Annotated in this window: 21 protein-coding genes and 1 riboswitch; of the genes, 9 read left to right on the top strand and 12 right to left on the bottom strand. The window is 50.0% G+C overall.

All coding sequences use genetic code 11. The features are described 5' to 3' along the window. Nucleotide 1: 1 nt before the first annotated feature. The 4 genes from D4L85_RS13595 to D4L85_RS13580 all read left to right on the top strand — a co-directional run bounded on the left by D4L85_RS13595 (nt 2) and on the right by D4L85_RS13580 (nt 4,663). Nucleotides 2–2,701, top strand: a complete 2,700-nt coding sequence (locus tag D4L85_RS13595) for an ABC transporter permease (protein ID WP_228450883.1) — start codon at nt 2–4, stop codon at nt 2,699–2,701. 272 nt (nt 2,702–2,973) lie between these two features. After that, complete coding sequence (locus D4L85_RS13590; RefSeq protein ID WP_119754812.1) at nt 2,974–3,639, top strand: DUF2306 domain-containing protein; 666 nt, start codon at nt 2,974–2,976, stop codon at nt 3,637–3,639. Continuing rightward, on the top strand, nt 3,636–4,013 hold the full coding sequence (locus D4L85_RS13585) for a hypothetical protein (RefSeq protein WP_119754811.1): 378 nt from the start codon (nt 3,636–3,638) through the stop codon (nt 4,011–4,013). The genes D4L85_RS13590 and D4L85_RS13585 overlap by 4 nt, the downstream gene beginning before the upstream one ends. Nucleotides 4,014–4,024: 11 nt before the next feature. Beyond that, nucleotides 4,025–4,663 carry a hypothetical protein gene (locus D4L85_RS13580; protein ID WP_119754810.1) on the top strand — a complete coding sequence of 213 codons (639 nt, stop codon included), beginning with the start codon at nt 4,025–4,027 and terminating at the stop codon, nt 4,661–4,663. A gap of 67 nt (nt 4,664–4,730) precedes the next feature. On the opposite strand, the gene D4L85_RS13575 is transcribed toward D4L85_RS13580, so the two are convergent. Next, nucleotides 4,731–5,525: a restriction endonuclease gene (locus D4L85_RS13575; RefSeq protein WP_119754809.1), complete on the bottom strand. Its 795-nt coding sequence runs from the start codon at nt 5,523–5,525 to the stop codon at nt 4,731–4,733. 211 nt (nt 5,526–5,736) lie between these two features. Between D4L85_RS13575 and D4L85_RS13570 the strand changes: the two genes are divergently transcribed. Beyond that, on the top strand, nt 5,737–6,279 hold the full coding sequence (locus D4L85_RS13570) for a cysteine hydrolase family protein (protein WP_119754808.1): 543 nt from the start codon (nt 5,737–5,739) through the stop codon (nt 6,277–6,279). A gap of 11 nt (nt 6,280–6,290) precedes the next feature. Here D4L85_RS13570 and D4L85_RS13565 read toward each other — a convergent pair whose 3' ends face one another. The 4 genes from D4L85_RS13565 to D4L85_RS13550 form a co-directional block, all read right to left on the bottom strand. Continuing rightward, nucleotides 6,291–7,334: an aldo/keto reductase gene (locus D4L85_RS13565; RefSeq protein ID WP_119758779.1), complete on the bottom strand. Its 1,044-nt coding sequence runs from the start codon at nt 7,332–7,334 to the stop codon at nt 6,291–6,293. Between the two features lie 253 nt (nt 7,335–7,587). Then, on the bottom strand, nt 7,588–8,757 hold the full coding sequence (locus D4L85_RS13560) for a serine hydrolase domain-containing protein (protein WP_228450882.1): 1,170 nt from the start codon (nt 8,755–8,757) through the stop codon (nt 7,588–7,590). Between the two features lie 19 nt (nt 8,758–8,776). Then, the gene (locus D4L85_RS13555; RefSeq protein WP_119754807.1) at nt 8,777–9,373 is read right to left on the bottom strand and encodes a hypothetical protein; all 597 of its coding nucleotides are present in this window, start codon (nt 9,371–9,373) and stop codon (nt 8,777–8,779) included. A gap of 106 nt (nt 9,374–9,479) precedes the next feature. Next, complete coding sequence (locus D4L85_RS13550; RefSeq protein ID WP_119754806.1) at nt 9,480–10,298, bottom strand: LytR/AlgR family response regulator transcription factor; 819 nt, start codon at nt 10,296–10,298, stop codon at nt 9,480–9,482. 168 nt (nt 10,299–10,466) lie between these two features. Here D4L85_RS13550 and D4L85_RS13545 point away from each other — a divergent pair, with 168 nt between their 5' ends. Next, nucleotides 10,467–10,805 (top strand): DUF3303 domain-containing protein, encoded by a 339-nt coding sequence (locus tag D4L85_RS13545; protein ID WP_119754805.1) that lies wholly within the window; start codon nt 10,467–10,469, stop codon nt 10,803–10,805. Here the strand turns inward: D4L85_RS13545 and tenA are convergent. From tenA to D4L85_RS13515, 6 genes are all read right to left on the bottom strand, one after another. Further along, on the bottom strand, nt 10,746–11,405 hold the full coding sequence (gene tenA / locus D4L85_RS13540) for a thiaminase II (protein WP_119754804.1): 660 nt from the start codon (nt 11,403–11,405) through the stop codon (nt 10,746–10,748). The genes D4L85_RS13545 and tenA overlap by 60 nt on opposite strands. Then, the gene (thiD, locus tag D4L85_RS13535) at nt 11,392–12,216 is read right to left on the bottom strand and encodes a bifunctional hydroxymethylpyrimidine kinase/phosphomethylpyrimidine kinase (RefSeq protein ID WP_119758777.1); all 825 of its coding nucleotides are present in this window, start codon (nt 12,214–12,216) and stop codon (nt 11,392–11,394) included. Before thiD ends, tenA begins: the two co-directional genes overlap by 14 nt. A 7-nt stretch (nt 12,217–12,223) precedes the next feature. Then, complete coding sequence (gene thiE / locus D4L85_RS13530) at nt 12,224–12,865, bottom strand: thiamine phosphate synthase (RefSeq protein ID WP_119754803.1); 642 nt, start codon at nt 12,863–12,865, stop codon at nt 12,224–12,226. After that, nucleotides 12,865–13,662, bottom strand: a complete 798-nt coding sequence (gene thiM, locus D4L85_RS13525) for a hydroxyethylthiazole kinase (RefSeq protein ID WP_119754802.1) — start codon at nt 13,660–13,662, stop codon at nt 12,865–12,867. Before thiM ends, thiE begins: the two co-directional genes overlap by 1 nt. 67 nt (nt 13,663–13,729) lie before the next feature. Further along, a riboswitch (TPP riboswitch) is annotated at nt 13,730–13,825 on the bottom strand. A gap of 147 nt (nt 13,826–13,972) precedes the next feature. Continuing rightward, nucleotides 13,973–14,512, bottom strand: coding sequence for a GNAT family N-acetyltransferase (locus D4L85_RS13520; protein ID WP_119754801.1), 540 nt, complete (start codon nt 14,510–14,512; stop codon nt 13,973–13,975). Then, nucleotides 14,478–14,828 (bottom strand): type II toxin-antitoxin system TacA family antitoxin, encoded by a 351-nt coding sequence (locus D4L85_RS13515; RefSeq protein ID WP_119754800.1) that lies wholly within the window; start codon nt 14,826–14,828, stop codon nt 14,478–14,480. The genes D4L85_RS13520 and D4L85_RS13515 overlap by 35 nt, the downstream gene beginning before the upstream one ends. A 356-nt stretch (nt 14,829–15,184) precedes the next feature. Here D4L85_RS13515 and D4L85_RS34770 point away from each other — a divergent pair, with 356 nt between their 5' ends. The 3 genes from D4L85_RS34770 to D4L85_RS13500 all read left to right on the top strand — a co-directional run bounded on the left by D4L85_RS34770 (nt 15,185) and on the right by D4L85_RS13500 (nt 18,029). Continuing rightward, a complete protein-coding gene (locus D4L85_RS34770; protein WP_228450881.1) occupies nt 15,185–15,910 on the top strand; it encodes a carboxypeptidase-like regulatory domain-containing protein in 726 nt (241 codons plus the stop codon). A gap of 19 nt (nt 15,911–15,929) precedes the next feature. Then, on the top strand, nt 15,930–16,937 hold the full coding sequence (locus D4L85_RS13505) for a transglutaminase domain-containing protein (protein WP_119754799.1): 1,008 nt from the start codon (nt 15,930–15,932) through the stop codon (nt 16,935–16,937). Between the two features lie 204 nt (nt 16,938–17,141). Then, a complete protein-coding gene (locus D4L85_RS13500; protein ID WP_119754798.1) occupies nt 17,142–18,029 on the top strand; it encodes a dienelactone hydrolase family protein in 888 nt (295 codons plus the stop codon). A 7-nt stretch (nt 18,030–18,036) separates the two neighbouring features. Here the strand turns inward: D4L85_RS13500 and D4L85_RS13495 are convergent, their stop codons facing one another. Next, complete coding sequence (locus D4L85_RS13495) at nt 18,037–19,239, bottom strand: HupE/UreJ family protein (RefSeq protein ID WP_160143711.1); 1,203 nt, start codon at nt 19,237–19,239, stop codon at nt 18,037–18,039. Between the last annotated feature and the right edge of the window lie 56 nt (nt 19,240–19,295).

Raw genomic sequence — 19,295 nt, 5'->3', positions numbered from 1 at the left:
CATGCCGTTGCTCACGAGCGAACATATTGATTACATCGTCAACGATCTAAGCTCCCGGGGCATTGTCCTGGAAGGTTTTCAGGAAGAAGTTCTTGATCACCTCTGCACGCTCGTGGAAAAAGAGATGGCCGGTGGCAAACGATTTATCGATGCCTATCACCATGCCTTAAAGCGATTTGGTTATACAAGGGGTTTGCAACAAACCCAGAAACAAGTTCTCATCACCGACACTCAAACCACAAGGCTCATGTTTAAAAATTATTTTAAAATTGCCCTGCGCAATCTCACCAAACACCGTTTCTACTCGCTCGTCAACATTGCGGGGCTGGCAACCGGTGTTGCCTCCTGCCTGATCATCTCGCTGTTTATTTTGAATGAGTTGAGCTATGACACCCAACACGTCAACCGCGACCGCCTCTACCGGGTGAATTTCCGGATCAAATTTGGCAACCTGGACTATGACATGGCGGTGACACCGCCAGCCCTTGCCGCAGCCGTGCTTCAGGATTATCCTGAAGTGGAATCCGTGGCGCGAATCCGACTTCAGGGGAACTATCTCGTTAAAAGAGACAAGGAAAATTTCAAGGAGAAAAATGTTGCCTATGCCGACAGCTCGTTTTTCAAAGTCTTCACCATTCCGTTTCTTCACGGCAATCCTTCCAAGGCCCTCACCGAACCCAACACCATCGTCGTTAGCCGCAAGATCGCCGATAAATATTTCCCCAACGAAAATCCCATTGGACAAACGCTCACGTTCTTCAACAACTGGAACAACAAGATCGTTGGTGTCATGGAAGATTTCCCCGACAACAGTCAGTTTCATTTCGAAATACTGGTGTCCATGCTGAACAGCGAGGAAAGCAAAAACAACATGTGGCTCAGCAACAATTTTCACACCTATGTATTGCTGAAGAAAGGTACCGATGCCAAAGGGCTGGAAAAGAAATTTTTCGCCATGCGGGAAAAATACGTTGGCCCCCAGGTCCGCGAATTCCTGGGCGCCGAGAACACCCCCGAGAAGCTCGCCGCCGACGGCAGTAAATTCGACTTCTGGCTTATGCCGATAACGGATGTGCATTTGCGCGCCAAGACCATGATCGAGGTGGAGCCCGCCAGTGACATTGTCTATATTTATCTTTTCGGGGCGATCGCGCTTTTTATACTGGTCATCGCCTGCATCAATTTCATGAATTTGTCTACCGCGCGGTCCGCCAATCGTGCCAAAGAAGTGGGCGTCAGAAAAGTATTGGGTTCGCTTCGCTCGCACCTGGTTCGTCAATTCCTGCTGGAGTCTGTCCTGATCAGTGTCATGGCCTTCCTGCTGGCCTTGGGGTTGGCCTTTGTCTTCCTCCCCACGTTCAATGATCTCTCCGGTAAGCATCTTCATATTCCCGTGGCAGATCCTGATTTTCTGTTTTTGTTTATGGGATTATCCTTGTTTGTCGGAGCCCTGGCCGGAATTTATCCTTCCTTCTTTTTATCGGCCTTCAAACCCGTGAATGTTCTCAAAGGAAAACTGGCGCTGGGAATGAAAAGCGGGTTGATCCGGAGCGGCCTGGTGGTTTTTCAGTTCACCATTTCCATATTCCTCATCGTGGGGACGATCACCATCAACCGTCAGCTCACCTATATCCAGGAGAAGAAAATAGGATTTAACAAAGATCAAGTCATCATCATCCGGGAAGCGCATGCCATGGGCGATCAACTGGAAAGCTTCAAGAACGAAATGTTAAAGAACAGCCACATCCTAAGTGCGACAATTTCCGGATCTCTTCCCGTTGCCGGCACCGACAGAAACAACAGCACCTACTGGCCCATGGGAAAAGAACCCAACCAGGAGAACATGGTCGGCATGCAGGGATTCTATGTCGACTATGACTATATCAAAACCTTAGGCATGGAGATCAAAGATGGCCGGGATTTTTCGCGCGACTTTATCTCGGACTCCACCGGCATCATCATCAATGAAGCGGCCGCCCAGGCGTTTAACATCGCTGCCGATCCCATCGGGAAAAAAATAGAAACCTTCGCGTTTGCCGGAGGGAGCAACTCGATCGAGAAAGACAAACGCAATGTTTATACCGTGGTGGGCGTCGTCAAGAATTTTCATTTTGAATCGCTGCGCGACAACATCACCCCGCTCGGTATGTTCCTTTCCAAAAGCACAGGACTTATCTCTTTCCGGCTCGCGTCTAAAAACGTGAACGATGTTATCTCCGCCTTGGAAAAAAAATGGAAACAAATGGCACCGACCCAGCCGTTCGAATATACGTTCCTGGACGATGATTTCTCCAGCATGTATGCATCGGAACAACGGCTGGGAAAGATCTTTGCCATCTTTGCCGGGCTCGCCATCATCATTGCGTGTCTGGGGCTCTTTGCGCTCAGCGCTTTCACGGCGGAGCAACGCACAAAAGAAATCGGCATCCGGAAAGTTCTCGGCGCCACGGTGACCAGCATCGTGTTGTTGCTTTCCAAGGAGTTTGGCAAGCTCATCATCATCGCTTTTGTTATTGCTGCACCGCTTTCATGGTTGGCCGTGAAATGGTGGCTGCAAAGTTATTCCTACAAAACGGAAGTTGGCGCGTTGGTGTATTTGCTGGCGGGGATATCGGCCTTCCTGGTAGCCTGGCTGACCATGGGGTACCAATCCATCAAGGCTGCCGCTTCAAACCCGGTGAATTCGTTGCGCAGCGAATAGGCCTGGCGTGAGGAAGGTCTGGCTCAATGCGAGACCTTCCTTCAACGCCTTGTCGTATTTATGCCGACAACGGTGATATCACAGACGTCGACACCGTGAAAAGACGCTTTCATCCAATCCAATGAAAAAATAGTGACCGAATTTCTCTATCCGCAGGGTCCGATGCCCTGAGCATCAATACTCCGCTCAGCGAAACCACCTCCTCGCTAAGTGTCCTTCCCGATTCCCTAAATGGCGCTTCCGGTCATGCCATGGGGTGAATACATTCGGATATGATTCACCGAAAGATCCTATCGCTCCTCCCTGCGGCCCTACTTTGGGTGCCACTGATCTTCTTCTCCCTTTTGCTGTCGCACAACGCGATGCTCTATTTTACACACGGTGGCGAATATGGGATTCTGCCTGAAAAAAGAGTGGCGCAACAAGACATGCTCTGGAATGTTGCTTTTTATATTCATCTTCCTACCGGGGTCATTTGCCTGCTCAGCCCTATCGTGCTTTTCACGCGCAGGTTTTTCAAACGGGCGCTTAGCCTCCATCAGGTGGTGGGTAAAATATATGTGTGGGTGACGCTGACCTTGGTTTGTCCCACCGGCATGTATCTCGCCTGTTATGCCAAGGGGGGCCTGATCACCCAGGTTGGGTTTATGTTGCAGGGAATTCTTTTAGCGGTGTTCACCTACCAGGGATATCAAGCCATTGCAAGTGGGGACAAGGTTGGGCATTTTCATTCTATGATCCGGTCCTACGCGATTGCTTCGGTAGTGCTGTCGTTCCGGATCCTTCACATTTTGTTTTTCCTCTGGAATGTTCCTTACCACGACAACTATGCCATCTCGCAATGGCTCGGGTTGTTTGGCAATTTTCTGATGGCCGAGCTCATCATCTTTTTTGTTGAAATCAAAAAATCACATTCACTAAAATCCCAATCTATATGAAACCCTTAAGAAGAAGAATCCTGGCCCTTTGTGTCGTGGTGACATCGATCATTGCCTTTTGGCTGAAGCCCGGAATAAATGCGGCACAAGACACTACCTATGCCCGTCGCTATGAAGACACCGATCGAAAAGCCGGCGGCGACTCATTGGCCATCAACACCCATCGCAGGAAATATCAAAAACCGGAAACGTCAAAAGCTTTGCAGGAAAAGAAAGTTTACAAAACGCAACGGATCAGCTCGAAGGACAAGCTTTCAAAATTAGAGCCGGAAATGTTCAGCCGGGCCATTCAGTTTGAAGACAGCCTGGTCGTGAAAAAGGAACTTGAAGACGTTGCCTTTGCGGAGAAGGATACGCTAATAATCAATCCTTAATTGCTAAAAGCATGAGACTCCTTTCCCTCTTTTCAACACTCGCGTTTATCGCAGGTTTTCATGGGGCGTTTTGTCAGGACCGGAAAAGTTCTTTCCGGTCCTTCGACGAACCCTGGGTCACCGATTCGGCTTCCACGATGTTGATACCCTATCGTTATGACGCCAGCCTTTTCTCTTCCGATAAGATGAAGTCCTGGGGCAATTATTATGCAAACTATATCGTGTATCATTTCAATTCCGATTCCTACGCGACCTTGTTCCCCGACGACACCTACATCCAGGCCCCGGAGCCCTACTCCTACTCGTACAGCCGTGGGAGCGAGCCAAGGCATCGAAACATTTCAAAATCCTGGGTCTTTTACCTGGTGAAAAACAAAGATCACAACGGCAACGGAAAAATCGATGAACGTGATCCCTTTATTCTATATGCTTCCGATACCCGTGGTGAAAATCTAAAGCCCATTACCCCGGAATCCGAAAACGTTGTATCGTTCGTGCGCTACGAAAAATTTGGCTTTATCCTTCTAACCGTTCAACGCGACAGCAATCATGATGGGGAGTTTCAGCTAAACGACAATGATCATTACCTGGTAAGGGTAAATTTGTCGGATCTTAGTTTAGGGAATAAGATCGAATACAGAAATCGGTGATCAGTCATTTATTCTGCGGCTTTGATTCGCCACCCAGTTTGTCACAATGATGGACAGGGTGGTGTCTTTACGGGTTCAACGAATACCATTCGTCGACTTCTCCCCAAGGCTTCCTGAGGTGTAAATCCTTTGTCGACGACAATTGGGCAATTTTTAAGGCATCCAGGAAGGCGTGTCCATCGACGAGCTCTACGGGATATCCCCGATCACTGCTCATCGCGGCGGTTTTGTTTGCTCCACTTTCAAATTCCGATGTTGTGACGAATATACCTTTTGTATGACCGTTGATCACCAGCGCGCCAGTCAATTCGCGAATCTGCCCGACCGATATCCGGCCTTTATAACGCTTGACCTGTACGCCAATAGAACCCTGTTCATCTCCCCTAAGAATGACATCGATGCCCCCATCCCCAGAATAGGCTGTAACGTCTGCCTCAAACCCATGATCGCGAAAAACCGAGGCAACAACTTCCTCGAACAAACGGGGATGAGTCTCGAACCGTGCTTCGTATCTGGCAACCAGGTAAGCGCGTACCTCCTGAAGCGGAAGCGAGATATCGGCCAGGTCAAGCTTCTTCAAGCTTCCGATTTTGGTAGTTATTGAAGGAACCCCTTTTCCACCAAATTGCGTTTCAAGAACATATTTCCACCAGCCGCAAGCAGGACAGATCCCAAGCAGCGCGGAGCTGTTCGTCGTAAAGTTATCGCTCCACCCATAGAATACGTCTTTTGAAAGCGTAGCCTTTTTTTCATCTTCTTTATCGCGGTAGAGGGGCGTATTACAAAAAATACAATTTGATTGAGATGCCAGGATGGCATCGTTGTTTTGTTGATGTCGGGCTCCATAGTACCAAATACTCATATCCTAGGTGCGACTATTTGAATTTACCTCATTTGATAAGCAAATCCCAACGGTGATATTGACTTTTACCTGGGAATCGGAAAAAAACTCTTAACATTCCAGCGTCTCTGAGGCCCACGCATGATGAATTTCTTTCAAGGACTCCTCGCATCAGAACAAAGGGTTATTGCTATTTTTAGTATTGAATCCTAGAAATTTAACCAATCGAAAAATGAAAAACCACAAGGCTTTGCTGATCATCGATATGCAAAACGAATCATTCCCGCCTGGCGCACCAAGCTACGACCTGGAAGGGGTTGTGACGCGGATCAATGCGTTGAGCGCCAAGTTTCGCGCGGCAGGTCTTCCGGTGATCCTGGTTCAACACGACGGAACGCTCCAAGGCGAATACGTTCCGGGTACTCCCGGCTGGGAGCTCATCCCGGCGCTGACGGTTTCTCCGGGAGACATCCGCATCGGAAAAACGGCGAACGACACATTCTATGAAACGGAATTACAGACCATCCTGGATCAACGGCAGGTGAACGAATTATTCATCACCGGCAGTGCCACCGACTTTTGTATAGACTCCAGCATCCAGTCGGCTTTGACCAAAAACTATATCGTGACCGTGGTGAGAGACGGTCACACCACAGGCGAACGAGCTCACCTGAGCGCACAAAAAATAGTGGAGCACTACAACTGGGTGTGGCGAAATCTGAATCCCACCAAAGGAAGAGTTGTCATGAAGCGGGCTGAAGAAATTGAATTGTAAGCCCGCTCACGCTATTTCCCGTACAGCTTTGGCGCATTGTTCAGCATCGGAAATTGACGCTGGTGCCAATACGGATAGGCAGGCAAAATGTCGCTGACTTTATCCAGCCTTTGGACTTGCTCCAACGTCAGATTCCATCCCACAGCATCCAGGTTTTGTTTCAATTGGGCTTCGTTTCTTGCCCCGATAATGATGTTGGACACCGTGGGTCGCTGCAACAGCCAGTTCAATGAGATCTGTGCGATTGTTTTTCCGGTCTCTTTTGCCAATGCATCCAGGACGTCGACAATGTTGTAGAGGCGCTCATCATCACTGTCCGTACCCAACACCGGGTTGCCTCCCTGCGCCACGCGTGCATCGGCCGGGGCGGGTTGATTTCTCCGGTATTTGCCACTCAGTTTGCCACTGGCCAACGGACTCCACACGATGGTTCCAATGTTCTGATCGATTCCCAAAGGCATAAGCTCCCATTCGAAATCGCGATTGACCAGGGAATAGTAGGCCTGGTGTGCGACATATTTCGACCAACCGTATCGTTCCGAAATGGAAAGCGATTTCATGAGGTGCCATCCCGAAAAATTGGAACAAGCGATGTAACGGACTTTCCCGCTTCGCACCAGGTTGTCCAATGCGTATAGCGTTTCCTCCATCGGCGTGTTGCCGTCGAAGCCGTGCATGTGATAGATATCAATGTGATCGGTGCCCAGCCGCTTCAGGCTGTCTTCGCAGGCTTTCACCAGGTGTGCCCGGGACGATCCAAAATCGTTTACAGCATCCGACATCGGGAAGGTGGCCTTGGTGGAGATCAGCACGTTGTCTCTCCGTCCGGCGATGGCCTTGCCTAAAATTTCTTCGGCTGCTCCCCGGGAATACACATTTGCCGTATCGAAAAGATTGACGCCTGCATCGAGACACAGGTTGATCATTTGCTTGGCTTCGTCCACTTGCGTGCTGCCCCAGGCCTTGAAGAAATCGCTGCCGCCTCCAAATGTGCCTGTTCCAAAGCTCAATACGGGTACTCTTAACCCGGAATTTCCTAGTTGTCTGTATTCCATTTTGTATGAATTGAATTTGTTGGCATGTCCATAGAAAGGCAACCGACGAACGCGTGCTACCCTGCCCAAAAGGTAAGAACGTGCGGGCATAAAAACATACCGTTCAAATGAAATTACAAACTCCCCTCGAAGTAAATTGCTACAACAGGCTCTGAAAATTTAAAGCTCCGGAATTCAAGACAACATGCCTGTGATGAATCGATTGCGTTTTTTTATTTTATAGAATTATATCTCCTGAAGACTTATCATCTCCTCAATCCAACAGCAGCTTATACAATTTCTCGAGCGCAGCGGTAGTTTGTTTGTGCAAGGGACTCTCCGTTACCGTGCCCAGGTTTATGGCCACAAACATATAGGTGTCTTTTTCCGGAAAGTAATACAATTGGCAACCGGCGCCAAGTCCTCCGCCACTATGACCATAGCCGGTGTGGCCATCAAATTTGCCATAGTCCAGCCCAAGGCCGTAGGTGGGATTGCCTTTGCTGTCGTTGGCCCACGACTTCATGAGGTCGAGCGTGGAGGGCTTGAGAAGTTTGCCCTGCATCAGTCCTTTTAAAAAGGCCAGCGCTTCTTCCGGCGTAGTCACCACGCCATCGTCGCCAATCAAAGCGCGCACGTTGTTGCGCTGCAAGACAGAAACATTTTCGAGCAAGCCGTCGCTGTAGCGATCCCAATACGTGTTGACCAGTTGTGGGTAGTCGAGATAATGGGCGTCGTTTCGGTAGAAGGTGTTGGCCAGGCCCAGCGGGGTGAAGATTACCTCCTGCATATACCGCGCATGATCGCCGGTGATGGCATCGACAATGAGGGCCAGCACCACGTAGTTGGTGTTGCGATAGGAATACTTGCTGGCAGGTGCAAAATCCAGCGGTTTGCCGTCGATGTATTTCAGATAGTCTTCAGCGGTAAAATCGCGGTCGGGATGCTGCAGCAACTGAGTGATGTAGGCGGGAACGGAATTGTATTCCGGAATGCCCGAAGTATGATTCATCAACATGCGAATGGTGATGGTCGAAGGCTTGTCGATGTAACGGCTGTACTTTTCGGGAAGGTATTTGGTCATGGGCGCATCGAGATCGAGCTTGTTTTCTTCATACAACTTCAGGAGGCACACGGCCAGGTAAGTCTTCGAAATGCTTTGCAGGTATTGCAGGTGGCACAATGCCATCGGGGTTTTGTCTTCCACCTTGGCCAACCCCTGCGCCACACTCCACGAAGCCTCCGGTGTTTGTATGCTCAACACCGCGCCGGGTACACCTTGCCGGGTGAGATCGCCCAAAATTTGGAGCGCGCTCTCCCGTGTGGACGAGGCGCTGGCCTGGGTTGCTTCGCTGCAGGATTTTGTTGCCAGATCGCCGACATAGGGCGAACAACCCGCGGCGAATCCCGCGATGACGAGCATGTAAGGGATGATGCGTTTCATGAATTTCTTTTTTTTGATTTTAAAAGTGTACCCTCGAACCCACTTGCACCAGCGTTTCCGGCACCACGGGCACGCTCTGGTTATAGCCGCTGACCACCAAAAGTTGATAGCTCACAAACGGCGACACCAGCACCTGGCCCGAGCCTTGGGGGTTATAGCCTGCCGAGATCCCAATGGGCAACGTCAGCATTCCCTTGCCCTTGTGTCCGGTGGTTTTCCATTCGCCGTTGGTTTGTCTGAGCGCCGGTGAGGGGCGGCTTGCCAGCAGATAGCCGATGCCGGCCTTGAGCTCTCCATAAAAATTGTCGCCAATGCCCGGGCGCCAAACGGGTTGCGTATAGAAAAGCAGCCCGTTTCCAATGGTCTTATTGCGATACCACACCACCGACAACTGTTGTACAAATTTTTGATTGCCCGTGTAGCTCACCTCGGTGCCCAGCCCGATCCCCACATTCCTGAAATTGGATTTGAGATCGTGAAACGGCACGGCAAACGCATGAAATTGCAGGGTGACGATGATGGGAAAGTCCTGGTAGCCCCGGGGTGAATCCGACTGGCCCCTGGCCGATAAAACAAAACAAAAACATACCGCCAGGCTTTGTGCAAGATGTCTCATGGATAGCGTGATTTTACAAGGCAATATTACGGCTGCGGATGTGGCCTGGGCGGGGTCTTTCGGCGGTTTTCCGGCGAAGTGTGGCAACTTTATCCGCCAATTGCAGTCATTCCGGCTGAAACCAGCTCTTAAATGCGCTGGCCTTGGTGCGGCTCACGGTGATCTCGGCAGGCAGCTGTTCGCTCGCGGCGATGAGCACGTCCAGCTTACCGTTTTCGGCACGCCGGAATCCCTGGATCACCTGCCGGTGCAGAATGTATTGGCGGTTGAGCCGGAAGAAAACCGAGGGCAGGGTCTTCTCCAGTTTGTCGAGCGACTGGTCTACAAAAAACTTTTTGCCGGTCAGCTGAAACACCACCACGTACTCCCCTTCCACCGAAAAGCCGGCCACGGTTTCGAAGATCAATTTTATATCCTGCTTGCCCTGCTTCACCACCAGGCCGTCGGTGCGCTCTCTTTTTTCTTCGTGCCGCTCCGCTTCCAGGGTTTTCCATTGATTATAAAAATAGAAACCGATGTAAATGCCATTGATCACAAAAAACCAGATGCTGATGATGAACAGATCGGTGGTGTAGAAATTCAGGGCGGCGGGTTTGCCCCGGGCAATCCAACTGGAGAGCTCAGTCAGCGCGATGAGGATGGCCAGGCCAAGCACAATCGTCGTGACCAATTGAACCACGATGCGTTTGAGCAGGCCTTGGTGGAAGGGCAGCTTTCGGTCCAGGTAGAAAATAAGTTTACGGACGGCCCACCAGGCGATGTATCCCTGCACGGTGTCGAGCACGAAGGTGATGACCAGGAACCAGCGCAGGCGAATGTTGGAATAGGTGAGATAGTAGTTGAAGGCACTGATAAAGGGTATCAGCACCAGGAACAACGTCACATCGGGACGATACGGATTTCGGGCAGAACGGTCTTCCTTCATGGGGGTGGCAAAGCATACAAAATTAAAAAAACAAAAGTCTCTTCAGCATTTAAGTTGATGGAGCCGGATTTGTCTCTTTAAGAAATTCATCCTGTCCCTGTCGGGCTTGCCATTTCACATGTTTCCGGAATTTGCGTTCTTGACGAACGAACCCAATACAAACCCGCCATGCTGTACATGATCATCGAGCGATTTCACCCGCATCAACTGCGCACGTTGTACCAACGATTTGATGAGAAAGGACGTATGCTCCCGGAAGGCGTGCGGTATATCAACAGTTGGATCGATGAAAACGTCACCGTTTGTTACCAGGTCATGGAAAGCGAATCCATTGAAAAACTCCAGGAGTGGGTTGGCCGGTGGAACGACCTGGCCGATTTTGAGATCATTCCCTTGATCACCTCCGCGCAGGCGAAAGAAAAAGTATTGGGTGGAAATAAGTTTCTTCTACGCCATCACAGGCCATTTTTCCAAACGCCAGGCGCTGTCCCAAAACATCCATTCTAGTTGGCAGCCGGTGAGAAAAGCTTCCGTCATGGCGTCTCTTTGCCGAGGCGTGCAGGTGGCAGCAATCTCATCGCAAATCAGGATCGCCTTGTTGACAACGATTCCAAAATCTGTTCCCGAATACGTGTTGATCCACGCCTGATAGGGATTGCCATTTTTATTTTGATGCTCAAATATGTAATCACCAACTTCTTTATAGACCCAGAAGCAGGGCAACACCGCGGCCATCGCGATCTCTACCGGTGCAATGGCGGCGGTGCTGATCAGATAACTGTTGTAGTGATGGCATGCCGGCGACACTTCGATTTTTTTTGCTCCATCCTGTCCGCTCAAATAGCCCGCATGCAAAGCGCTCTCCACAACGATGGCGCCTTCGGCAAACCGGATAAAATCGAGCACATGATCTTTGCGATGAGCACGCGCCGCGATCAGGGCCAGTGCCCTTCCAAAATTCTCAAGATACCGGGCATCCTGCGCGATATAAAAATTGAACTTGCTTTGATCCAACGTGCCATCGATCATTCCTTTGATAAAGGGCATGATGACGATTTGGTCATAGATGGGTTGTGCCTTTTGCCAGGCTGATTTACACCAGGTCATGGGTGATCATTTTTTGAGGATTGAAAAAGTGATTGAGCGGGCCATGTCCCCCACCGGTCTGTACGTTTCTTCCGGCTTCGATGGCTTGGTGCACATACAACGTGGCTTTCCTGATGGCTTCCACCATTTCGATGCCTCTCGCGCTGTAGGCGGCGATGGCGGAAGAGAGTGTGCATCCTGTTCCGTGTGTGTTATCGGTGTCGATATAGCCCGATTCAAAAATCTCTTCTCTTCCGTTTGTGTCCACATATACATCGAACAGGTGATCGCCCTTGAGGTGGGCGCCTTTGATCAACACGGCGCGACAACCTGTCTTGATGATTTCACGCGCAGCCCGTCTCATGTCTTCCTTATTTTTTATGGGCATGCCCGCGAGCAGTTGGGCTTCATGCACATTGGGCGTTACCAGACCGGACAAGGGGAAGAGTTCTTTCTGTAGTGTCTCTATCGTGTTGTCCTCGATCAGTTTATCGCCACTGGTGGCCACCATCACCGGATCAAGGATCACGGGCACGGCATATTCCCTGATGGCCGAGGCAATCGCCACCGCCAGGTCGGCGGTATGCACCATTCCGATCTTTATCGCCGCGGGGCGAATATCGTCCATCACTACTTTTATCTGATCGTGAACAATGGCCGGTGGTATGCTATGTATGCCAAATACGCCACGGGTATTCTGAACGGTGATGGCCGTGATCGCCGATGTGCCAAAGCATCCCAATGCCGAAAAGGTCTTTATGTCCGCTTGTATTCCCGCGCCACCACCGCTATCGGAACCGGCAATGGTCAACACACTGTGATAACGTACCATGGTCATTTTACTTTAATGCTTTTTCTATTTCCATTCGAATCGTTTCAGCGGCCCGCGCCGGATCGGAAGCCGAGCAGATCGCAGAGACTACCGCCAGGCAATCGGCACCGGCGGTCATGACGGCAAATGCATTTTCACTTTTTATCCCCCCGATGGCCACCAACGGTTTTGTGCAAAGCGATCTGATTTTGCGAATACCGTCCAGTCCCCATTCGGTTACGGTGTCGGTTTTGGTTGGCGTCGAGAACACGGGGCTGATGCCCAGGTAGTCGGCATGGCTTGCCGCAACACTGGTCACCTGTGATTCGTCCTCAATGGAATAACCGACGATGCAACGCGCAGGCCACTCCTTTCGGATCTCCACGGGCGACAGATCCGAGTTACCCACGTGGATGCCGGCCGCAAAACATGCTTGGGCCACACTCAGGTTGTCGTTTACAATGAGGGGCACCTGGTAACGATCCAGCATTTCTTTTAACCGCCATGCTTTTTCTAAAAACGCTTTTTGGTTCAGGTCTTTCTCGCGTATCTGCACCAGGTCGATACCTCCCTTTACAGCAGCTTCGGTGACCTTGATCAGGTCTCTTCCCAGGCAAGCCTTTTCGTCGGTCACCAGATACAAACGATATGGAAATTCCCGATGATGCATCACGCACTTACTTTCAACCGCTCCGCGAACTCGGTCTCCCGTATGGTGTACAGGCTATCGAGAAAATTCACTTGCAGACTTCCGGGTCCGGTCGATCGCCGTACGGCAAGTTCACCTGCCACACCCATCAGCGCCATAGCAGCCACCGTGGCTTTCATCGGGTCGCCAGGGTGGACAGCAACAAATGCACCTGTCAGTGCCGTGGCTGTGCATCCCATGCCGGTGACACGCGCCATCATCGGGTGGCCGTTTGAAAGTTTTACCATGCTGTCTTTGTTTACAATGATGTCTGTAGCCCCGGAGATACAGACCACACTTCCAAAATGCTGGTTCAACGTCAACGCCGCATCAACGGCTTCCGTACTCCGGTGGGTGCTGTCGACGCCTTTTGTCGGAGTGGTATGCTTGCTGGCCAAGGCCAGGATCTCGGAGGCATTGCCACGTATGATCGTTGGGCGTAGTTGTAGTAATCCTTCCAGCACTTCATTTCTGTAGGGCGTGGCACCGGCACCTACCGGGTCAAGTACCCACGGAATGTGCAATGCGTTGGCCTGGGCGATGGCCAGGTGCATGCTCTTCACCCAATAGTCATCGAGCGTGCCCATGTTGATCACTAATGCGCCAACAATCGACACCATGTCCTTCATCTCTTCGTGGGCATGGGCCATGATGGGCGAGGCGCCGACCGCCAAGAGCGCGTTGGCGGTGCTATTCATCACGACATAGTTGGTAATACTTTGCACGAGGGGTGATTTGTCCCGCACCAATACAATACTCTTCCACAGTTGCTCCTGCATAACTTTTACTTTAGATCGTAGATTATAAAAGGGCAATAGGAATTTTCCCGAATGGGATATGCACGGAGATCGCAGCACTACTTTTCCCTTCGCCAGTATGACCTGGATCAGGTTCAAAGGGTATTATCTCAGTTCCTATTTCGGAACACCCCTAAAGCCGGGCCAAAGCTATAAAAAAGTATTTTAGAAATGCTAGTGGCGTTCTTTTAAATTCGGTCAACTTTGATGTCTCCACCCGAAATCAACTTTATCTGTTATTCCAGCTCCGGAAAACTTGATGAGAGATTATCGCCAGAATTTGTGAACCGGGTTATTGCTTTTCTCTTTCGCCTTTATCGTCCCCTTTGAAGGCATCCCGAATGGTTTCCATTGCCATGAACATTCTGTTTGTATCGCGCAATTTCACAAAACCGAACTTTTCATAAAAAGCAGCGGCCTTCTCATGGAGGGGATCAACAACAACTGCCATTATGCCAATGGTTTTCGAGATCGTCATAGTTTGTTTCAAGGCGTCGACCAACAACCAATGGCCAATGTCAGTACCTTTGTATCGCTGATCGCGTGCTAACCTTCCTAACAGGACAACGGGAAGGTTTTTATAAGGCATAGCTTTACGACGAGCCTCAGGAATATTTTCTCTGTTAATGTTGTCGCTGGCGAGCGTATAATACCCTTTGATTGTTCCATCGTCTTCCGCCAGCACAAAGCAAACGGCGACGTTTCTTTTCTGATCTTGTCCCGCCTGCGTTTTTAAATAATCGTCAAGTGCCTTTTCACCGCATGAGAATTCCTTCTTTTTGTGCGCGGAGTTTAATCTAACGGCTTCCAATGTTTTTTTTCTTAACTGCATTGGATTTTACTTTCCGGGTGGAAGCCTTAGTGGTCTTCTCAGGTTCCTGAAGTGCGGCCTCATATTTTCTAACGGCGGCTTTCAGACTAGCATTGGCTTTGGGCGGCGATGCCAAGATGGCGAAGAACGTTTCACGATCACGTTCAGAGGTTAACCAATTCTTGTGCTCTTCGATAATGGATTCCGCCTTCTCCATAGCGGCATCCAAAATAAATTGAGTCAGGGTAGAATAACCACCCAAATCAACCGCTTCTTCGAACAATTCTTTTTGGTTTTTGGCCAATCGAACATCCAATCGGGCTGTTTCAGTTGCCATAAGACGTTTGTTTTATTTTTACGCAATACACTTTCATACAATATACGTACAGTTTCCGTACATCGTGCAATTTTGTGTGTATGATTTCCGTACAAATTACACACACAGTTATAACGTATTGATTGTCAATCTATCATAGAAAGAAAGGGCATTTCGCTTATCCTTTGAAGACGATTTCAGAAGTCACGTCCAGACCAAATTGAAATAAATATTGAATATTCATTAAACCCCGGAAAACAGGCCGAAAAGTAGCTTTTTAGGCTGGCGAGAGACGAAAATGGTGGCTAAGCCATTAAAAAATCCACCCTTTCTTATGGAATCCCCCCTTCCCCCGCATCCTACAAGAAACATCGGTTATGAAACAAAATATCTCACTCTCCATCTCCTCGCCTTGTTCCGAAAAATGGGATGCCTTTACGCCCGCATCCGGTGGCAAATTTTGTGGTTCCTGTCAAAAAACGGTTATCGACTTTACCAAAATGGGCGACGCTGAAATCATTGATTTTTTTCGCGCCAGGCCAACCCACACCTGCGGACGTTTTCGCCCGGATCAATTAAAAGCTTATTCAAACACGGCCGTTGTAAAAATCAATCCGGGGCTGACGTTGTTCAGGGCCGGCCTTGTGAGCTTGCTGCTGGTTGTGATGAGCAAACCCACTTCGGCACAAATCCCCAGTGCCAGAACCAACACGGAAGTGGTTCAGCATCCGGAAGCGACGGCATCAGAACGTGCGGCGATCAAAGAGAAGCAAGTCATCCGCGGGGTTGTTAAATCCGATGAGGACCATTCGCCACTTCCCGGGGTTAATGTTTACCTGAAAGGCTCCATGGAACACACCTTCACGGATGCAGACGGTCGATTTGAATTTCCCCGGAAGCTCAAAGAAGGCGATGTACTGATATTTAATTTTATCGGCCTTGAACCTCAGGAGCGTGTCATCCAGAGATTAACTGACCCACTCGAAGTGTCGATGCCCCCTGCCTACCTGGCATTGATGGGCGCCGTAGCCGTCGACCAAACCTACAAGGCCAAACCATCGGGTGTTCGCAGATTATGGGAAGCCATCAAAGCCATATTCTGATCTTCTTATTCTCCATAGGATGAAGGCCACGCTAACGTTTTGTATCGTTGTAATCTTTTCGGTGCCCCTGCATGCACAGCGAACCGATTTCGCGTGCACTGACTTTAGAAACGCCGACCATCTCGCAGCAGCATATCCCAAGCACCCTTTAAACGATCTAAAAAGTCTGGCCGACAAATTGACCCGGTCGTTGCCAACGGAAGAGGAAAAGTTCAGGGCTATCTACGTTTGGGTAGCGAACAACATCGAGTATGACTACTCGCTTTTTCTAAAGAATAAACAAAAAAGAGAAAGCCTGAAAAAACCGGAAGATCTCGCAGCATGGAACAAAGGATTCTGTTTGCGCGTATTCAAAAATCTGCTTGAAAAGCAAAAGACGGTGTGCTCGGGTTATGCCTACCTGGTCCGGGAGCTGGCTACGCACGCCCGCCTGGCGTGCGTGATCATTGACGGCTATGGGCGAAACACGCAGTCCAATGTAGGTGGAACCGGCATCGCCAACCATTCGTGGAATGCGGTCCGGCTTCACAACAAATGGTATCTGTCCGACGTCACGTGGTCGAGTGGAGCATATGACACGGAGCAATCCAGGTATGTGCAGAAGTTTGATGTGTCCTATTTTTTAGCCGACCCTTCCTCGTTTGTTCAAAACCATTACCCATTGGATCCCACCTGGATGCTCCTGACGCACAAGCCCACGTTGGACCAATTCTTAAATGGGCCGCTCATCTATAGTGGCGCATTGTTACACGAAATCCACGAGATGTTCCCGAAAACGCTCAACCTCGTCGCAGCAAAAGGAGAAACTGTCTCCTTTCAGTTTGTCAAGAGCGGCGATGAGATCATTGAAAGTGTGCAGTTGTCCGTTGAAGGCCCGAACGCGAAGCAAACTTTCGATGCCCATTTTCAAGCAAAACCCGGCGGTCGTTATTGCGTTGACCACACCTTCCCTGCGAGAGGAACACAGACCGTTCATTTTCTTTTGAACGAACGCTACGTTTTTACCTATGTTGTAAACGTTCGGTAGCGTCCACCGGAGGCAGCGTCAGGCATGAGGGTGCCGTTTACGTTCCGAAAACACATGCCTGATCTTCCCGCGCTGACCAATCTTTTAGGGACATTAACAAATGCATATGAAAAGGTGTTATGACCGGCAAATCCCGGCTGCCGAAGGAGCCGGCCTATTCCTTTGATTTCTTAACTTAAACCAGCAAAAAACCTTATCCATCCTATGCATACCCTCAAAAAAGAAGACATCAAACAAGAGGTATTTGACCTTTATGACGACTATGCTCACAACCGCATCGACAGACGGCAATTTGGCGAAAAGCTGACCACCTATGCCGTAGGCGGCGTTACCGTGGCCGCGCTGATGAGTTTTCTCATGCCGGACTATCAAGGTGGCATTCAAATCCAACCGAACGACCCCAGATTAAAATCAGAATACATCAACTATCCTTCGCCCAAGGGTGCGGGAACGATCAAGGCCTTGTTGTCGAAACCTGTTGATGCAAAAAAGAAACTCGGAGGCATCGTGGTCGTGCACGAAAACAGGGGACTGAATCCTCACATTGAAGACGTTTGCCGGCGGGCAGCCCTGGCCGGCTTCATTGCCATCGCACCCGATATGCTCACGCCGCTGGGCGGCTATCCCGGAACCGACGATCAGGGACGCGAGCTTCAAAGCAAGCGCAACCGGGACGAGATGCTGGAAGATTTTATCGCAGCCTATGACTACCTGAAAGCCAACAAAGATTGCAATGGCAAAGTTGGGGTAGTTGGTTTTTGCTTTGGCGGCTGGATCGCCAACATGATGGCCGTCCGGATCCCCGGCCTGGCGGCAGCCGTTCCGTTTTATGGAGGGCAACCTGCTGCCGAAGATGTTCCGAAGATCAACGCGCCGCTCCTCATACACTATGGCGAGCTCGACACGCGTGTCAATGAAGGCTGGCCGGCCTATGAAGCGGCGCTCAAAGCGAACAAGAAAGAATATACCGAGTATATGTATCCCGCCGCCAATCACGGGTTTCACAACGACACCACTCCGCGCTATGACAAAGCGGCCGCTGAACTGGCGTGGAAACGGACGGTTGATTTTTTCAGTCAAAAACTGAAATAGACGCGCGTCACAACAGCTTGTTGAAGTGGGCGGTGATAAAATTTTCCTTTGTCGCGATCCGTTCTACGATCCATGCCGTGGAAAGGATGATGGTGAACACGGCGAAAGCAGTTCTCACCGCAGGGTAAGCTTTCCATTTGCTCATCAGGAGCATCGGGAGAAAGCACGCCATGATGATGAGCTGCATGGCTTCGATCCCAAGATTGAAACCCACAATGCTCAGAAGCTTGCTGCCCAGACCGAGCTCAAGGTGTGACAACGAAATCGAAAAGGCCAGCCCGTGGATCAATCCAAATCCGCCGGCAATAAATACCTCTTTTTTAAAAAAGACGGGCTTGACGCAGTTCACCGCCGAAACAAGAATCGAAACAGCAATCAGCACTTCTACATACTGCACACGAAAATCGACCAGGTTTAGACTTCCTGCCAGCAGTGTGATCGAATGACCTAAGGTAAAGGCCAAGCTGATCTTTAAAAAGCGCTCGAGCGTGTACCGGAATCCCTGATACCCGGACCATTTTCTATCCTCGATGGTCAAAGGCGCGATGAGCAAAAGGGTTAACAGGAACAAGATATGGTCGAGTCCTTCCCGGATATGTTTCATGCCCAACAAAAACATTCCCTTCACACCGTTGATCCAACTTCCCTCTTCGAGATGCACTTCCAGCGGAAAGATCTTTCCGCTGGGCACGTCCAATCCGATCACACCAAGGGGCTCGGAATCAGACTGGTCCTGAAGGCCATTGTTCCAATCGTACTGCACAAATACCAATGCGCGATGCGTAATCACCTGGTGAATCACGGCATCGTATTCGAAAGTAAAATGCCGCAGCAGACGGGCATCCGGCGGGGTCAGTTTAAAATGAACGACAACTTCCTGATACTCGCCAACAAAAGGGCTGGTGTCCGTTATGGTCGATAAACTTTCAATTTCAGTATGCCAGGTGCGCTTGCCCGATACGGCCTGGATATGACTTTCAAAATATTCGCGGAAAAAATCGGTATCCAACTCGCCGGCTTTTCGACCGATGGCGCTTTCCAGTTCAAGCAGCGGAATTTTTACTTCGCCGCTGATCCATTTCTCCAACACCGAAAGGCTTACCACGGAATTGGGCATCGGATGCGCCACCGCGTTCAAACCAAGCACAAACATGGCTCCGGTTAAAATACACTTGGAAATGACAGCCGCAGGAAGTTTTATTTGACCCATATTCTTTTGCGCGCCGGTCAATGAAAAATTTGAGCCGGCGCCTTTGTACTCCATCA

Source organism: Chryseolinea soli, from assembly GCF_003589925.1.
Taxonomy (GTDB): Bacteria; Bacteroidota; Bacteroidia; order Cytophagales; family Cyclobacteriaceae; genus Chryseolinea; species Chryseolinea soli.
Note: the sequence above shows the minus strand (reverse complement) of the source record. Positions and strands in the feature narration are given on the sequence as shown.

What these genes read in the sequence shown, in the direction of transcription:
- D4L85_RS13585 (WP_119754811.1), top strand. Translation starts at nt 3,636, where the DNA reads ATGAAACCCTTAAGAAGAAGAATCCTGGCCCTTTGTGTCGTGGTGACA.
- thiE (WP_119754803.1), bottom strand. Translation starts at nt 12,865, where the DNA reads ATGCATCATCGGGAATTTCCATATCGTTTGTATCTGGTGACCGACGAA.
- D4L85_RS13550 (WP_119754806.1), bottom strand. Translation starts at nt 10,298, where the DNA reads ATGAAGGAAGACCGTTCTGCCCGAAATCCGTATCGTCCCGATGTGACG.
- D4L85_RS13520 (WP_119754801.1), bottom strand. Translation starts at nt 14,512, where the DNA reads ATGCAGTTAAGAAAAAAAACATTGGAAGCCGTTAGATTAAACTCCGCG.
- D4L85_RS13515 (WP_119754800.1), bottom strand. Translation starts at nt 14,828, where the DNA reads ATGGCAACTGAAACAGCCCGATTGGATGTTCGATTGGCCAAAAACCAA.
- D4L85_RS13590 (WP_119754812.1), top strand. Translation starts at nt 2,974, where the DNA reads ATGATTCACCGAAAGATCCTATCGCTCCTCCCTGCGGCCCTACTTTGG.
- D4L85_RS13545 (WP_119754805.1), top strand. Translation starts at nt 10,467, where the DNA reads ATGCTGTACATGATCATCGAGCGATTTCACCCGCATCAACTGCGCACG.
- D4L85_RS13595 (WP_228450883.1), top strand. Translation starts at nt 2, where the DNA reads ATGCCGTTGCTCACGAGCGAACATATTGATTACATCGTCAACGATCTA.
- D4L85_RS13495 (WP_160143711.1), bottom strand. Translation starts at nt 19,239, where the DNA reads ATGGGTCAAATAAAACTTCCTGCGGCTGTCATTTCCAAGTGTATTTTA.
- D4L85_RS13555 (WP_119754807.1), bottom strand. Translation starts at nt 9,373, where the DNA reads ATGAGACATCTTGCACAAAGCCTGGCGGTATGTTTTTGTTTTGTTTTA.
- D4L85_RS13575 (WP_119754809.1), bottom strand. Translation starts at nt 5,525, where the DNA reads ATGAGTATTTGGTACTATGGAGCCCGACATCAACAAAACAACGATGCC.
- D4L85_RS13500 (WP_119754798.1), top strand. Translation starts at nt 17,142, where the DNA reads ATGCATACCCTCAAAAAAGAAGACATCAAACAAGAGGTATTTGACCTT.
- tenA (WP_119754804.1), bottom strand. Translation starts at nt 11,405, where the DNA reads ATGACCTGGTGTAAATCAGCCTGGCAAAAGGCACAACCCATCTATGAC.
- D4L85_RS13505 (WP_119754799.1), top strand. Translation starts at nt 15,930, where the DNA reads ATGAAGGCCACGCTAACGTTTTGTATCGTTGTAATCTTTTCGGTGCCC.
- D4L85_RS13560 (WP_228450882.1), bottom strand. Translation starts at nt 8,757, where the DNA reads ATGAAACGCATCATCCCTTACATGCTCGTCATCGCGGGATTCGCCGCG.
- thiM (WP_119754802.1), bottom strand. Translation starts at nt 13,662, where the DNA reads ATGCAGGAGCAACTGTGGAAGAGTATTGTATTGGTGCGGGACAAATCA.
- D4L85_RS13570 (WP_119754808.1), top strand. Translation starts at nt 5,737, where the DNA reads ATGAAAAACCACAAGGCTTTGCTGATCATCGATATGCAAAACGAATCA.
- D4L85_RS34770 (WP_228450881.1), top strand. Translation starts at nt 15,185, where the DNA reads ATGAAACAAAATATCTCACTCTCCATCTCCTCGCCTTGTTCCGAAAAA.
- D4L85_RS13580 (WP_119754810.1), top strand. Translation starts at nt 4,025, where the DNA reads ATGAGACTCCTTTCCCTCTTTTCAACACTCGCGTTTATCGCAGGTTTT.
- thiD (WP_119758777.1), bottom strand. Translation starts at nt 12,216, where the DNA reads ATGGTACGTTATCACAGTGTGTTGACCATTGCCGGTTCCGATAGCGGT.
- D4L85_RS13565 (WP_119758779.1), bottom strand. Translation starts at nt 7,334, where the DNA reads ATGGAATACAGACAACTAGGAAATTCCGGGTTAAGAGTACCCGTATTG.